Raw genomic sequence first — 13,367 nt, 5'->3', positions numbered from 1 at the left:
ATCAGCCTTCGCTAACGAAAACGCCGCCAACATATCCCTTCCAGTCTTTACTTTATAACCCATATTCTCTTTTCAATGACCACCCCGTCAGCCCCGAAACTTCCGCTCCAGCGCCGCCGGTGAATGGGCTTATACGCAGAACCCCCTACCCGCACAACCCCAAAAAAGAAGAAAAATCAAAAAAACTTCAAAAAACGTTAAAAAAACCTAAAAAGTCGCAGAAAACCACTGACCAAACCGCCTGATCCCTTCCTCCAAAGGAATCTGTGGTGCCCATGGAATCGTTTTCTTCAAGGCTGTTGTGTCTGCCCACGTCCTCAACATGTCCTCAGCAGGCTTGGGTGCTTTTTGAACAATGGCCTTCTTCTTCAGCACTGTTTCTAGGCAGCGGATTAAATCACCCACTGAGCGGGGCTCACCATAACCTATGTTGAAGAGACGACTTTCCCCCACCGCTGGCGGGGTCTCCATCAGGTGTAAAATTGCCGCCACAACATCATCAATATAGGTGAAGTCTCTTGCCAGCCCCTCAGCGTCCCAAAGTGTAAGGGGGGTTCCATCATGGATCGCCTTAGCGAAACCATAACAGGCCATATCCGGGCGGCCCTCTGGACCGTACACGGTAAAAAAGCGCATCCCTGTCTGCGCAAACCCATAAAGATGACTATAGGTCTGCGCCGTGAGTTCATTCATCCTTTTTGTTGTCGCATAAAAAGAAGCCTGCGCACCGATCACCGCCTCCTCCGAAAAGGGCAGTGTGGCAGATGGCCCATAAACAGCCGATGAAGACGCATAAAGAATATGCCGCAGCTGCGGTAAGGATCGGCAGGCCTCCAAGAGACTAACCTGCCCCTTAATATTATCTTCTATATAAGCATAAGGATTAAGGCGGGACTGCCGCACCCCAGCCCGGGCAGCGAGATGTAGAACAACATCAATATCAGGATGAGCAGCAAACAGATCGGCCAGCACGTCCCGATTACACAGATTAGCCCTCGTATAATGAAATCTGAGCAGCCCACAGAGTGAAGCAAGACGGAGGGGCACCATCTCCGGCGTGGACTGCTCATTGTCGATCCCTACAACCGTCCACCCCTGTGCCAGAAGGGCCCGGGCCATATGAGACCCAATGAACCCCGCAACGCCCGTTATAAAAACCGTGCGGGACACATCAGTGCACCCCGCCAGCCAAAGCCTCGGACGCAACCCGGTCGCCAACGAGCAACCCTAGCTTTTCCGCCGTTCCTGCTGGCAGCTCCAGCACAGCCCGGACAGGACCATGACTACTGATGATTCCTTCACTCAAAGGCGTAGTATGTTCCTCAATGGCGTGGATGCGGTTCTGGTCATCAATAAAGACCATATCCAACGAAACGAATGTATTGCGCATCCACATGGCGGAGCTTTGCGGTGTCGGCCAGACAAACAACATGCCATGGTCCGGCAGTATCTGCTTCCGGAACATCTCACCAACCTCCTGCTGATGCGGTGTGCTGGCTACTTCCACTTTGAAATCATGACCTCGCCCCGCTTGATCCGTAATAGTCAAAGCAACTTCAGGCAGAGGCGGCTGAGCTTCCGTAATCGTCTCTTCTGCACGAGCGATACCCATAATGGCTGTTGTACTCGCTAGAAAGAGCCCTCCCACCAGAAGACTCCACCGATAAAATCCTCTCATCTCTTTCCTCTCCTTCCCTGCCCCGCCACGGAACGGACACTTAATGCTGGAATGCTGGATTATTCTGTCGTTCTTCCCCAATCGTGGTCGGTAGGCCATGTCCCGGCAGTACGATCATATCATCGGGGAGGGTGAATAACTTACTACGGATTCTTTCCAAGAGTTGCCGCTCATTGCCATATGGAAAGTCTGTCCGCCCTACCGTGCCACGAAACAGCGTATCCCCCGTAATCACTACTCCCGCCTGCCGCAAGATAAACACAACATGGCCGGGCGTATGCCCTGGGACATGCGCCACCTCAATCTCGTGCCCTAGAAAGGACAACACGTCCCCATCCTTGGAAAAACGATCCGGGGTGACGCTTTTCATCCCATTCAGCCCGAAGGCCGCTGCCTGCTGCTCGATCCTTTCCAGCAGAAACAGATCCTCCCGTAACGGCCCAATAACGGGCACTTCACGACCCTGCCGTGCTGTCAGCAACGCCTTGAGGTCTGCCGCACCCCCAGCATGATCAAGATGGCCATGTGTCAGCAAAATAGCCTCGACATGCAGCCCTTCCACCTCTTGGGCGAGGCGTGCACTTTCTCCCCCAGGATCGACAATAATAGCCCGCCCTAATTCATCAGACAGAATCGTACAATTCTGTCGAATCGGTGTCACAGTCACTTTTCGCAAGGTTAATTTCATGGTGGGCTTCCACTTTCGACGGCATCGATCAAGAAATGACTTACAACTTCATAACCCACCCGACAAGAAACCGGTCTTCCACCACATCTGCCCCGCCAAAATGGAAAATATAGAAAAAAGAATAGCAAAATAAACAGAAATATTTCTTCTACATGAATACAGATTTAATAGCCTCTTTCTTTTTTCCTTATCAAGCCGCCCCTCCTGGCAGGTGCTTCGCCTTGCCAAGTGAGTATAATCGCCATGAAAGATATTTATGATTGATATATATTTCCTAATATTAAATCTTATTCAGGTCCCTATAGCTCTTTAAGGTCAATATTTGTCTTGTCACTCATACCAGCCTTCTGATAGTTTCTCGGGACTATTGAAAGAGTGAGGTCCATTCGGTCAAACAGAACGGGAAGAAGTACCATGCGCCGTGCCGGAAAACGGTTATTTCTATCATGTCTGATGTTTTCTGCGGCAGCATTCTGCGCTCCCAAGGCCGAAGCGAGGCATCACGTCCGCCATTCTAGCCGTATGGTCAGAAGCGGTCATTTCCTTCACAAACATTATCGTCATTACGGCCACGCTCATGTCATCCAGTGTGTGGCCTATGTGCATCAGAGTACAGATTTCCATATCCGTGGTAATGCACGGGATTGGTGGCGTAATGCCGAGGGTCTTTATGCCCGTGGCCAGCAGCCCGAATCAGGCGCTGTGCTGAGCTTCCGCCCCACACGCCGTATGCCGCTTGGGCATGTTGCCGTTGTCCGGGAGCAGGTCGATAGCCGGACCATCCTGATTGATCAGGCTCACTGGGCATCTAATGGCATCAGCCACAACATCAAAGTAGTGGATGTTTCCCCTGAAAATGACTGGACGGCTGTCCGTGTGGCTCTAGCCGGCAATAGCGGTCGCCTGGGCAGCATCTACCCGACACATGGCTTCATCTATAACCGCCCCGATGGCTCTGCGCCGGATTCTCCTCGCTATCGCAATGTCCTCGCTAGAGGGAGAGCCAGCGATATGGAAACAGCGTCCGTTCCGGCTGATACCAACTTCTTCGGGGATGAAGCACCGAGCCGCTCCCTCCAGTAACAGGGGCGGGAACATAATTTGAGTTTTACCAAAGCCGGGCTGCCCGTTTTTTATGGGCGTCCGGCTTTATGATATGGGTGGCCCATCTGAATAGCCTGTGCCCGGAAGAGCTGCTCCGCCAGCATGACCCGGACCAACATATGAGGCCATGTCAGCTTGCCAAGTGAAAACACAGCATCAGCCCGCTGAATAATGGCGGCATCAAATCCTTCTGCGCCACCAATCATGAAACAGACAGGGCGACCACTCTCCTGCCACCCCTGCAACTGGGATGAAAAAGCCCGACTATCTACGAGCTTACCGCCCTCATCCATCGCAACAAGAAACGCATTATCAGGGCAGGCTGCCAGAAGGGCGTCAGCTTCCCGCCGTTTCAACTCGGCCGGGGCACCACGACCCTGAGCCACTTCTACGATTTCCAGTTTCGGGCGTAACCGGGAGCAATAGCGGTCCAGTAGCTCCCGTTCTGGTCCCGCTTTTAGCTTCCCTACGGCAATGAGCTTCATCAGAGCACACTTGCGCCGTACATCATCTTACTCAACAGTGATTTCTTCCGCAGCAGCCTCGAAATCACCACCCCACATACGTTCAAGCGCATAAAGCTCACGGCTTTCCGGCATGAAGAGATGGACAACCACATCACCAGCATCCATCAGGACCCAGTCACTTCCCTGGTCGCCTTCGATCTGCGGGCGGGCCAGATTTTCTTCCTTCAGGCGACGCTCAAGATGCTGGGCCATAGCGGAAATCTGACGCTCGGAAAGACCAGAGGCAATAACCATGCGCTCGGCGAAACCAGCACGGCCTGTCAGGTCCAGTACAACAATATTCTCAGCCTTATCCTCATCCAGACTTTCTGTGATGACGGACAGAAGACGGGCCAGCCCTTCCTCAGAGAGAGGGGCGGAAGCGGGGGTTTCGGTCTCGTTGATGATGATACTCACTCCTGATCGACAGACGGGCGAAACAGCCCTTTTTGACGCAAAACAGTCGACGATATGTCATTCTGAGGCGCAGAAAGGAACGTCCATCCCGGCCCACTTCTTTTCTCTAGCAGAAGAGACGCTGACCTTCCATCATGACGATGCCGCCGCAGCACAGAGCTGGCCCGCCCCCTAAGGGCCGGTATGATACTTCCCGGCCGGGGCAAAACAGCAATCGGCACCAGCTGCGCTAACCGCCGCCATGACCGCCAACGGGAAAACTGAGCCAACCCATCCGCCCCCATAAGCCAGATGAAACGACAGTGAGGGAAACGCTGCTGGAGCATCGCCACAGTTCTGACTGTATAACGCTGCCCTAACTTCTGCTCTATATCCATAGCGATGATGCGCCGCCCATCCGCCAACGCTTGCGCCGTTTCCAACCGCTGGGAAAAAGGAGCCATGCCTTTACGAGCTTTGAGCGGATTCCCCGGTGAGACCATCAACCAAACTTGATCCAGCTTCAAGCGCGCCAATGCTTTGCGGGCAAGCTGTATATGGCCCTCATGCGCCGGATTGAACGAACCACCCAGCAGGCCAATGCGCATCCGGCGGCCATCTCCAAAGCGAGAGGCCGCAGCCCCCAGCGGAGTCGCCGAGGGCTTACGAAGGGAAGAATGTCCCTTCATGGGCAAGAATTACACGTTGAAGCGGAACAACAGGACATCGCCATCCTGCACGACATAATTCTTACCCTCGACACGCAGTTTGCCTGCTTCACGAGCGCCAGCCTCACCCTTGTAGGCCACATAATCATCATATGCGATGGTTTCGCACGCAATGAAGCCACGCTCGAAGTCATTATGAATAACAGCGGCAGCCTGAGGTGCTTTCGTACCCGCCGTGATTGTCCAGGCGCGGGTTTCCTTCGGGCCAACTGTAAAATAGGTTTGAAGACCCAGCAGGCGATAACCAGCAGCAATCACACGGTCCAACCCACTATCCTTCAGGCCGAGACCATCCAGAAACTCGGCCCGCTCTTCGGCCTCAAGCTGGCTGACCTCTGCCTCAATAGCTGCAGACACAATGACCGCCCCGGCCCCTTCTGCTTCGGCCCGCTTGCGAACCTGCTCGGAGTACACATTGCCCGTTGAGGCCGAAGCCTCTTCAACATTGCAGACGTATAGAACAGGCTTTGTCGTCATCAGCTGGAGGCGGGCTGCTTCGGCTTCCTTCCCCTCCGGAACAGCCGTACGAGCTGGTTTACCCTCACGCAGAGCGGCCAGAAGCGGCTCCATAAGCTCCAGCTGCTCCTTAGCCTCACGGTCATTACCACGGGCACGCTTTTCCAGCCCAACCTTGCGGCGTTCCAGACTGTCCAGATCGGCGAGCATCAGTTCCGTTTCGATGATGTCTGCATCCCGCACGGGGTCCACACCACCTTCAACATGGGTAATATCGTCATCATCAAAGCAACGCAGAACATGGATGATGGCATCCACCTCACGGATATTAGCGAGGAACTGGTTACCCAGCCCTTCCCCCTTAGAGGCACCACGCACCAGCCCAGCAATATCCACGAACTCAAGGCTCGTCGGCACAATGCGCTGGGAATTACCCGCTTTGGCCAGAACCTCCAGCCGCTCATCTGGCACAGCCACCCGCCCGGTGTTCGGCTCGATAGTGCAGAACGGATAATTGGCAGACTGAGCCGAAGCTGTCTGCGTCAACGCATTGAAGAGGGTGGATTTGCCGACATTGGGGAGGCCGACGATCCCGCAATTGAACCCCATTCGCTCTCTCCCCTTTTTATGCCTTGTCGGTCTGTCTCATCTCGTGCAGCCGCAGGCCTGTTAGATTCTCTATGTTCAGTTCCGCCGCAGAGCTGTCTTCGTCATGAAGGCCTCATGCTCACCCTGCGCCAAAAGTGGCGTAGCATCCGCCATATCGTCTAGCCATAGCTCTAGCTCTGGCCGTTCCGTACTGGAGAAATCCCCCAGCACATGGCCATGCACTTTCTCACGGCTACCCGGATGGCCAATACCCAGACGGACACGCCAATAATCAGGGCCGGGAAGGGCTTTGTCCATAGAGCGCAGGCCGTTGTGCCCGGCGGCTCCACCACCCCGCTTGACCCTCATCTTCCCGAAAGCCAGATCCAGCTCATCATGAAAGACGGTAATCTCATCTTGTGGGATTTTGTAGAAATGTGCTGCCTGCTGCACGCTGTCACCAGACAGATTCATGTAGGTCAGCGGCTTAAGCAGAATCACTTTCTGCCGCCCGACCATCCCTTCTGCCGTTTCCCCACGGAAACGCTTGCGCCACGGGCTAAACCCGTGGCGCGAGGCAATCGCATCGACTGCCATGAAGCCGATATTATGCCGGTTGCGACTCATTGATGTGCCCGGATTACCGAGTCCGACCCAGAGCTTCACAACCGTAATACCCCTTACTTGGCTTCAGCAGCTTCCTCAGAAGCCTCTTCTGTCTCTTCATCGACCGTCGGCGGTGCGATGGAGGCGATCACGAAGTTGGGGATATGCAGAGTCGGTGTGGAATGTTCCGTACCCTGAAGGTCGTCCCAGCGCACGTTGTCGTTGATGTCCAGCTTGCTGAGATCAACCGTGAAATGCTCAGGGATGTTCTCGACCGGCACTGCAACGTCAACGGAGTGACGAGCAATGTTCAACACACCACCACGCTTGATGCCAGGAGCCTCATCTTCACCCGTAAAGGTGATGCCAACCTGAACATGCACGCTCTGGCCAGGGACCAGACGCAGGAAGTCAATGTGGATCGGCGCATCGGACACCGGATGGAACTGGATGTCACGGATCAGGGCATGGACCTGCTCACCACCAATGCTGAACTGGTACAGGCGAGACTGCCAAGCACCACGGTGCAGCTCCTTCATGATGATGCGGGGGTCGATGGAGACCAGAGTCGGCTCCTTTTTACCACCATAAACCACGCCCGGGACCATGCCCTCACGACGTGTTGCGCGCGCTGCCCCCTTACCTGCTTTGGCGCGCTGGGAGATCTCCAGTGTCGTTACTTTCGCCACGTTATACGCTCCTGCGTTCTTGAATTATCACACCCAACCGGCCTCCAGGGGTGCCGGATGGTTGCCCCGCCCTAGCGGAAAAAAGCGAAAAAGACAATTTTTTTATCCGTCAGCCTACCCGTCCCGCACGAATGACAGAGACCTGACGCCCTGTTCTTGCATCCCCTTTCAGGGTTGCCCGGCGATGGCTAAAGAACTGCCCATCTGCCAACGTATCATGGCCTGTCCATTCGCTTCGTACGCCCTGCTTTTCCAGAAGAGAGAGACAGAAAGCAGGTAGATCAAACTGATAGTGACCATCCCGTACCGCTAGAGCAAAGAAACGCCCCCCTTCCGGGTGCTGCTCCAAAACAGCCCGACGCATATCCTCGCCCACCTCATAAGAGGCTGGACCGATACAAGGACCAACCACAGCACGGAGCCCCCTCGCCCCCAACAAGCGCATCTGTTCCACGGTCTGCTCCAGCACACCCCCTACGGCACCACGCCAACCCGCATGGGCCGCACCGACAATCCGGCCATCCTCTGAAGCCAAAAGCACAGGGGCACAATCCGCCGTTGCCACACCCAATGCGATATCCGGACTATCCGTCACTAGCGCATCCCCTGCTGGGAGGGCCTCATGGCCCTTCATGTGCGACCAGACATCTTCTGCCCGCCGCAACACATGCACATCCGCCCCGTGAACCTGCCGGAGTGCCACCAGCTGCTCCAGCTCTACCCCCATAGCAGCAGCCATCCGCCGCCTATTTTCCTGCACGTCTTCCAGCCGATCCTGCGTCCCTAGCCCACCATTGAGTGTCTCGTAAGGAGCTGCCGATACCCCGCCTTGCCGGGTAAAGAATCCATGCTGAACCGGCAATAGAGAGGCTTGTATCAACGGAGGACACGTCATTCTGTTATCCAGTCTGTTTCCCGTGCTGGGTGACGGAAGGCATAGACCATGAGACCAATCCCGGCCAATGCCATAGGCAGGCATAGAATCTGCCCCATTGTGATACCCCCTGCCAGAAAGCCGATATTATCATCCGGCTGACGGAATAGCTCACAAAAAGCCCGGGCACAGGCATAACCAAACAGGAACAGACCGGAGAGAAACCCAGCCCGTGCCCGCAAGGGGCGGCGGCTCACGGCCAGAAACATCACAATCAGAAGCAGGACGCCTTCTGTCAGAGCTTCGTAAAGTTCGGAAGGGTGCCGGGGTTCCGGCCCTACAGCTGGGAAGATCATAGCCCACGGCACGGCACTCGCCACAGGCCGCCCCCAGAGTTCCCCATTAATGAAATTGGCACACCGCCCTAAGGCCAGCCCGATCGGCACCACAACCACGATCCGATCCGAAAAGGCCAAGAAATTCAGTTTCCGCCGCCACGTAAACAGGGCCAATGCAATAATGACGCCTGCCGCTCCACCATGAAAGGACATACCCCCCTTCCAGGTAGCGAAAATTTCCAAAGGATGGGAAAGAAAGAAAAGAGGCCGGTAAAACAGGACATAACCCAGCCGCCCCCCCAGCAGTACACCCAGCACCGCATAGGCGAGGAAATCATCCACAGCCAGTTTTGAGGCCACCTTCGGGCCAAGCTGAACCAGCCTACGAGCTAGGGGCAGCGCAATGATGAAAGCCAGAATATAGGCAAGAGCATACCAGCGCACCACCACCGGCCCGACCTGGAAAGCGACCGGGTCCAACCCCGGGAAAACAAGCGGATATGTCACAGATAGGACCTTCCTGAAGCCAGATACTCGCCAATGTAGCGGCTAATCCCTTCCTCCAGAGAGGTAAAGGACGCCGTATAGCCTGCCTCATACAGGGCACTCATATCCGCCTGTGTGAAGGACTGATACTGCCCCTTTAAGCTCTCTGGCATTGGGACATAATCAATCTCTGCTGGCCGACCCGCCGCAGCGCAGACAGCCCGTGCCAGAGCTTCATAGGTCCGTGCCTGTCCTGTTCCACAATTGAACAGCCCACTGACAGAAGGGTGCTCCAGTAGCCAGAGCAGAACATTCACCACATCACCAACCCAGATGAAATCACGCTTCTGCTGCCCATCAACGATATCGGGCCGGTCTGACTGGAACAAGCGCACGGGGCCACCAGCCATCAACTCATCATATTTCACCTTGATGACCGAGATCATCCGCCCTTTGTGATATTCATTAGGGCCATAGACATTGAAGAACTTCAGACCGGCCCATTGCGGCGGGGTTGGCTCTCCGGCTTCCACTGTCCGCTTTACCCAGAGGTCGAATGCTTGTTTGGACCATCCATAAAGATTGAGCGGCTGTAGCCCTTCAACACGTCTCAACCCATCAACAAACAGGTCCGGCCTGTCCGCTGCCCCATAGGTGGCCGCAGAAGAGGCATAGAGGAACGGAACCTTTTGCTCCGCACACCACCGCCAAAGCTGCTGAGACAGAGTGACATTGCTCTGCCATACCAAATCGCCATCGCGAGCAGTCGTCTCGCTGATGGCCCCCATATGGATGACAGCCTCCACCCCATTCGCCTCTGCCAGAAAGGCTGTCAGCTCACTAGGAGAGACCAGAAGATGGGGCGGATGGCTGGCAAGATTACGCCACTTTCCCTGATCGTGCAGATAATCCACAACGACAGTCCGCTGCCCACGCTGGAACAGGGCATTCTGTACGCATGACCCAATAAATCCGGCTCCGCCGGTGACGATAATCATTCTTCCTGTATAGTCTGGCAGAAAGCGGCTTCCAACAGGGAGAACGCAGAAACAGGGATGACTGGTTGACAGACCAGTATCCGGTTCTGAAAGAGTCATGACGGAAAGACAGGTCCGTTTTCAATGCTGAATGTCCAGGAGTACACATTATGGTCTCTCGCCCCCGTTTCCTTGATGACCTGACCGGCCTTGCCGGAACGGCATTCTCTGCCGCATCTGGCCTGCGGGAGGAGGTCCATACGCTCATCCGTAGCCAGATCAACGAGATCCTGTTCTCTCTTAATCTCGTACGCCGGGATGAATTTGATGCCGTGCAGGAAATGGCAGCCCGGGCCCGGGCCGAGCAGGAGCAGACCACACAGCGCCTTCAGGCTCTGGAAGCCCGACTGGACGAACTGGAACAGGCCCTGACAGCCCCATCCTCGCAACGCTGACCCTCTATTCATCCCCACACAGATACGGAGATCCTCCATGACAACACCTACCCTCCTTCTAGTCGGCTGCGGCAAAATGGGCGGTGCCCTTATGCGGGGTTGGGTCAGCAGCCCGAACCCGCCACGCCTCTTCATCCTGGACCGGAAGATTCAGGATGCTCCTGCTGGCAGCACTGTCTTCCGCACGCCTGAAGAGATCACAGATGATGTCCAGCCGGATATCATCGTGCTGGCTGTCAAACCCGCTGGCGCAGAGCCTATGCTGAAGGCCCTCCGCAACGTGCTGGGTTCACGGATGGATAAAGCCGCTCTACTCTCCGTCATGGCAGGCAAAAGCTGTGAAAAACTGGCTGAATGGTGTGGTCGAGCTGATATGCCCATCATCCGCACCATGCCCAACACGCCCTCCAGCGTGGGTGCTGGCAGTACGGGGCTTTATGCCTCCCCACATGTCAGCAAGGCACAAAAAGAGTTGGCCATCCGCCTGATGGAACAGGTGGGGGCTGTTGTCCCAGTCCCGCATGAAGAAGACCTGCGCTCCGTCATCGCCATTGCAGGCTCTGCCCCGGCCTATGTGTTTCTTCTGGCTGAACTGCTGGAGAAAACAGGCCAGGAACTGGGGCTGGAGAAAAAGGCCGCATGCACGTTGGTCCGCAGCATGATCTATGGCGTTGGCAAAATGCTGCATGAGCTGCCGGATGAAGCCGAAACCCTGCGAAAGAACGTCACCAGCCCCAATGGCACGACCGCCGCTGCGCTGAATGTCTTTATGGCTGAAGAGAACTGGCCCCGCCTAGTCCCATTGGCCGCTGAGGCCGCCATCAAACGCTCCCGCGAGCTTGATGACTAAAACCGGCCGCAGGTAGGGAGCCTTCACAAGGGCATCCCTATCTGCCCCATCACCGCTGCCGCACGGACAGGGAAAACCATCATGAACGCTGACCATCACGACCCGCTCTTTGATAGGACCATGATTGAGACTACGCTCCAACTTGCCCAGGACGTAGGCTGGCAGCGTGTCTCCCTTGTTGATGCTTCACGTGAAGCAGAACTACCCCTCCAACGGGTCCGGCAGCGTTTTCCGTTCAAAGCCATGATTCTGCTGCGGCTAAACCAGCAAATTGATGATGCGGCCCTTTGCGGGGAAAGTTACGGCACGACTGTTCGTGAGCGGCTATTTGACCTCCTCATGCGACGCTTTGATGCCATGCAGGATTACCGCTCTGGCATCTGTGCCATTATGCGGACCCTCCCCCGTGACCCTGCACTGGCAGCTTTTCTCGCAGGTACGACTATGGAGAGCCTACGCTGGATTGCCGATGCCGCTATGCTAAATCGGCAAGGCCTCACCGGCATGGTTCGCCTGAATGCCCTGTTAGCCCTGTGGTCCAGAGCACTCATCAGCTGGGAAAAAGACGACTCGCCAGACCTCGCCACAACGATGCAGACACTGGATGGTGCCCTAGCCCGTGCCGAACGGATGGGACTACTGAAGGAAGCCACGACTTCCAGTCTCTCAGCCACACCAGAGGGTGGACTACCCGACCATATTGCACCTGATGAGCAAACTGTCGTGAATCATACGGCCCATGAGGAGCCAACCTGACCACACATCAACAAAAAATACTCCATCTCTCTTTACCCCCTTTAAGGTTCACGATATTAAGGGCGCAGCGTTGGGGCGTAGCCAAGCGGTAAGGCAGCGGATTTTGATTCCGCCATGCGGAGGTTCGAATCCTCCCGCCCCAGCCAAAAATATCCCCCCTCCCAAAATTGAAGCATAAAAAAACGCCGCCTCCATTGTGGAAACGGCGTTCTTGCCATGTCTGCTGCATAAAAAAACTCCGACCCCTTTACGGGGCCGGAGCAGAAGAGATCAGAACTTCTGGAAGTCTTTCGGCTGGAGCTGACCCTGATCAAGGAAGGTGATCTGCCCCTGATCATTCGGCAGGTCGATGGTGGTATTCCCACCCTTGACGGTCTGATTCTCAAGCATCTGGCCGATTTGCTCGTCAGTTGCTTTAAGACCAACCTTATTCCCCGCAGCCTTACCGAAGTCGGAGATCGTGTAATGGCCGCCCTTGTTGTTAAGGAACTGGAACAGGTTGGCAGACCCACTGCCGCCGCTCAGTGTCGCACCGGCATCAACACCGCCAGTCACCGTGTTGTTAACGGTGATTGTATCGGACGCTGTACCACCGTTGATTGTATCCCCAATCCCAGCAAAAGCCTGCAGAGACTGATGAGATGCTGATGCATCAAACAGGATATTGTCCGGGTTCAGAGCATTGCTCTGATGATCCGTCTCAAAGACGCTTTGCCCAGCACTACCCTGACGTGCGTAATGATAGACGCTATTGGCTGTCCCGAAGATGGTTGCGTTATCGCCGACAGAACGTGTGCCAGACCCTACACCACCAAGGAAGCTCAGCGTACCGCCGAGAGAAAGCTGCGTCCCATCCCCAGCGGCGGAGACAGTGTCCTGGCCTCCCAGCACGGTAGCTGCCTGACTCTCCGTATCATCCCCCATACGGAGGAAATCTGTATCAAGAGATGTAAGCGGGCCACCCTCCACAACTTCGGAAGGAGACAATTGAGTACCAGTGCCATCCCCAGACCCCGAGGCAGACACCAGAGATGCGAAGGAGGTTGAAAACAGCTTATCCAGATCCGCCATTCTAATGGGAACGTTTACGGGGAACTGATGCTGCTGCCCTCCGGGAACGGTTACGATAGCCAAGAAAATTCACCTCAATGCAGCGTTGATCACACTCAACAGGGCCAACAGGAAGGCCAGT

The 13,367-nt window shown here is 55.5% G+C and carries 18 protein-coding genes and 1 tRNA gene; 6 read left to right on the top strand and 13 right to left on the bottom strand.

Annotation, left to right across the window (positions count from 1 at the left end):
- The coding region (locus CPA57_RS08990) for a hypothetical protein (protein ID WP_229709351.1) at window positions 1-245 on the top strand (245 nt) is incomplete at its 5' end.
- Here the strand turns inward: CPA57_RS08990 and CPA57_RS08300 are convergent.
- The 3 genes from CPA57_RS08300 to CPA57_RS08290 are packed head-to-tail and all read right to left on the bottom strand — an operon-like array spanning window position 208 to window position 2,366.
- Entirely contained in the window at window positions 208-1,170 is a 963-nt protein-coding gene (locus CPA57_RS08300) for an NAD-dependent epimerase/dehydratase family protein (protein WP_326831384.1), read from the bottom strand. The genes CPA57_RS08990 and CPA57_RS08300 overlap by 38 nt on opposite strands.
- A gap of 1 nt (window position 1,171) precedes the next feature.
- Window positions 1,172-1,678: a DUF192 domain-containing protein gene (locus tag CPA57_RS08295; RefSeq protein WP_326831383.1), complete on the bottom strand. Its 507-nt coding sequence runs from the start codon at window positions 1,676-1,678 to the stop codon at window positions 1,172-1,174.
- A 40-nt stretch (window positions 1,679-1,718) separates the two neighbouring features.
- Window positions 1,719-2,366 carry an MBL fold metallo-hydrolase gene (locus tag CPA57_RS08290; protein ID WP_182082310.1) on the bottom strand — a complete coding sequence of 216 codons (648 nt, stop codon included), beginning with the start codon at window positions 2,364-2,366 and terminating at the stop codon, window positions 1,719-1,721.
- Between the two features lie 453 nt (window positions 2,367-2,819).
- On the opposite strand from CPA57_RS08290, the gene CPA57_RS08285 reads away from it, so the two are divergent.
- Window positions 2,820-3,449 carry a CHAP domain-containing protein gene (locus tag CPA57_RS08285; protein ID WP_229709350.1) on the top strand — a complete coding sequence of 210 codons (630 nt, stop codon included), beginning with the start codon at window positions 2,820-2,822 and terminating at the stop codon, window positions 3,447-3,449.
- A gap of 50 nt (window positions 3,450-3,499) precedes the next feature.
- On the opposite strand, the gene CPA57_RS08280 is transcribed toward CPA57_RS08285, so the two are convergent.
- From CPA57_RS08280 to rfaD, 9 genes are all read right to left on the bottom strand, one after another.
- A complete protein-coding gene (locus CPA57_RS08280; RefSeq protein WP_182082308.1) occupies window positions 3,500-3,955 on the bottom strand; it encodes a 23S rRNA (pseudouridine(1915)-N(3))-methyltransferase RlmH in 456 nt (151 codons plus the stop codon).
- Window positions 3,956-3,982: 27 nt separating this feature from the next.
- Window positions 3,983-4,393: a ribosome silencing factor gene (gene rsfS / locus CPA57_RS08275; RefSeq protein ID WP_182082307.1), complete on the bottom strand. Its 411-nt coding sequence runs from the start codon at window positions 4,391-4,393 to the stop codon at window positions 3,983-3,985.
- A complete protein-coding gene (locus CPA57_RS08270; RefSeq protein ID WP_182082306.1) occupies window positions 4,390-5,061 on the bottom strand; it encodes a nicotinate-nucleotide adenylyltransferase in 672 nt (223 codons plus the stop codon). Before CPA57_RS08270 ends, rsfS begins: the two co-directional genes overlap by 4 nt.
- A gap of 9 nt (window positions 5,062-5,070) precedes the next feature.
- Window positions 5,071-6,165, bottom strand: a complete 1,095-nt coding sequence (ychF, locus tag CPA57_RS08265; RefSeq protein ID WP_182082305.1) for a redox-regulated ATPase YchF — start codon at window positions 6,163-6,165, stop codon at window positions 5,071-5,073.
- A 75-nt stretch (window positions 6,166-6,240) separates the two neighbouring features.
- Window positions 6,241-6,810 (bottom strand): aminoacyl-tRNA hydrolase, encoded by a 570-nt coding sequence (gene pth, locus CPA57_RS08260; RefSeq protein ID WP_182082304.1) that lies wholly within the window; start codon window positions 6,808-6,810, stop codon window positions 6,241-6,243.
- A gap of 14 nt (window positions 6,811-6,824) precedes the next feature.
- Complete coding sequence (locus CPA57_RS08255) at window positions 6,825-7,439, bottom strand: 50S ribosomal protein L25/general stress protein Ctc (RefSeq protein WP_182082303.1); 615 nt, start codon at window positions 7,437-7,439, stop codon at window positions 6,825-6,827.
- A 109-nt stretch (window positions 7,440-7,548) separates the two neighbouring features.
- Complete coding sequence (gene pgeF / locus CPA57_RS08250; RefSeq protein WP_182082302.1) at window positions 7,549-8,334, bottom strand: peptidoglycan editing factor PgeF; 786 nt, start codon at window positions 8,332-8,334, stop codon at window positions 7,549-7,551.
- Complete coding sequence (gene lgt / locus CPA57_RS08245; RefSeq protein ID WP_182082301.1) at window positions 8,331-9,158, bottom strand: prolipoprotein diacylglyceryl transferase; 828 nt, start codon at window positions 9,156-9,158, stop codon at window positions 8,331-8,333. Before lgt ends, pgeF begins: the two co-directional genes overlap by 4 nt.
- On the bottom strand, window positions 9,155-10,135 hold the full coding sequence (gene rfaD / locus CPA57_RS08240) for an ADP-glyceromanno-heptose 6-epimerase (RefSeq protein ID WP_182082300.1): 981 nt from the start codon (window positions 10,133-10,135) through the stop codon (window positions 9,155-9,157). Before rfaD ends, lgt begins: the two co-directional genes overlap by 4 nt.
- A 149-nt stretch (window positions 10,136-10,284) precedes the next feature.
- Here rfaD and CPA57_RS08235 point away from each other — a divergent pair, with 149 nt between their 5' ends.
- The 4 genes from CPA57_RS08235 to CPA57_RS08220 all read left to right on the top strand — a co-directional run bounded on the left by CPA57_RS08235 (window position 10,285) and on the right by CPA57_RS08220 (window position 12,321).
- Window positions 10,285-10,569, top strand: coding sequence for an accessory factor UbiK family protein (locus CPA57_RS08235; RefSeq protein WP_077396940.1), 285 nt, complete (start codon window positions 10,285-10,287; stop codon window positions 10,567-10,569).
- Between the two features lie 37 nt (window positions 10,570-10,606).
- On the top strand, window positions 10,607-11,419 hold the full coding sequence (gene proC / locus CPA57_RS08230; protein WP_182082299.1) for a pyrroline-5-carboxylate reductase: 813 nt from the start codon (window positions 10,607-10,609) through the stop codon (window positions 11,417-11,419).
- Window positions 11,420-11,500: 81 nt separating this feature from the next.
- The gene (locus CPA57_RS08225) at window positions 11,501-12,175 is read left to right on the top strand and encodes a TetR family transcriptional regulator (RefSeq protein WP_182082298.1); all 675 of its coding nucleotides are present in this window, start codon (window positions 11,501-11,503) and stop codon (window positions 12,173-12,175) included.
- Window positions 12,176-12,246: 71 nt separating this feature from the next.
- A tRNA-Gln gene (locus CPA57_RS08220) sits at window positions 12,247-12,321 on the top strand.
- A gap of 124 nt (window positions 12,322-12,445) precedes the next feature.
- On the opposite strand, the gene CPA57_RS08215 is transcribed toward CPA57_RS08220, so the two are convergent.
- Window positions 12,446-13,162, bottom strand: coding sequence for a hypothetical protein (locus tag CPA57_RS08215; RefSeq protein WP_182082297.1), 717 nt, complete (start codon window positions 13,160-13,162; stop codon window positions 12,446-12,448).
- Between the last annotated feature and the right edge of the window lie 205 nt (window positions 13,163-13,367).

This window comes from Bombella favorum, from assembly GCF_014048475.1.
GTDB lineage: Bacteria > Pseudomonadota > Alphaproteobacteria > Acetobacterales > Acetobacteraceae > Bombella > Bombella favorum.
The sequence above is the reverse complement of the archived record's forward strand: the minus strand, read 5'-3'. Positions and strand labels throughout refer to the sequence as shown.

Excerpts from the sequence above, each read along its gene's own strand:
- CPA57_RS08225 (WP_182082298.1), top strand. The coding sequence starts at position 11,501 with ATGAACGCTGACCATCACGACCCGCTCTTTGATAGGACCATGATTGAG.
- CPA57_RS08270 (WP_182082306.1), bottom strand. The coding sequence starts at position 5,061 with ATGAAGGGACATTCTTCCCTTCGTAAGCCCTCGGCGACTCCGCTGGGG.
- CPA57_RS08295 (WP_326831383.1), bottom strand. The coding sequence starts at position 1,678 with ATGAGAGGATTTTATCGGTGGAGTCTTCTGGTGGGAGGGCTCTTTCTA.
- proC (WP_182082299.1), top strand. The coding sequence starts at position 10,607 with ATGACAACACCTACCCTCCTTCTAGTCGGCTGCGGCAAAATGGGCGGT.
- rfaD (WP_182082300.1), bottom strand. The coding sequence starts at position 10,135 with ATGATTATCGTCACCGGCGGAGCCGGATTTATTGGGTCATGCGTACAG.
- CPA57_RS08235 (WP_077396940.1), top strand. The coding sequence starts at position 10,285 with ATGGTCTCTCGCCCCCGTTTCCTTGATGACCTGACCGGCCTTGCCGGA.
- CPA57_RS08280 (WP_182082308.1), bottom strand. The coding sequence starts at position 3,955 with ATGAAGCTCATTGCCGTAGGGAAGCTAAAAGCGGGACCAGAACGGGAG.
- pgeF (WP_182082302.1), bottom strand. The coding sequence starts at position 8,334 with ATGACGTGTCCTCCGTTGATACAAGCCTCTCTATTGCCGGTTCAGCAT.
- CPA57_RS08285 (WP_229709350.1), top strand. The coding sequence starts at position 2,820 with ATGTTTTCTGCGGCAGCATTCTGCGCTCCCAAGGCCGAAGCGAGGCAT.
- ychF (WP_182082305.1), bottom strand. The coding sequence starts at position 6,165 with ATGGGGTTCAATTGCGGGATCGTCGGCCTCCCCAATGTCGGCAAATCC.
- CPA57_RS08290 (WP_182082310.1), bottom strand. The coding sequence starts at position 2,366 with ATGAAATTAACCTTGCGAAAAGTGACTGTGACACCGATTCGACAGAAT.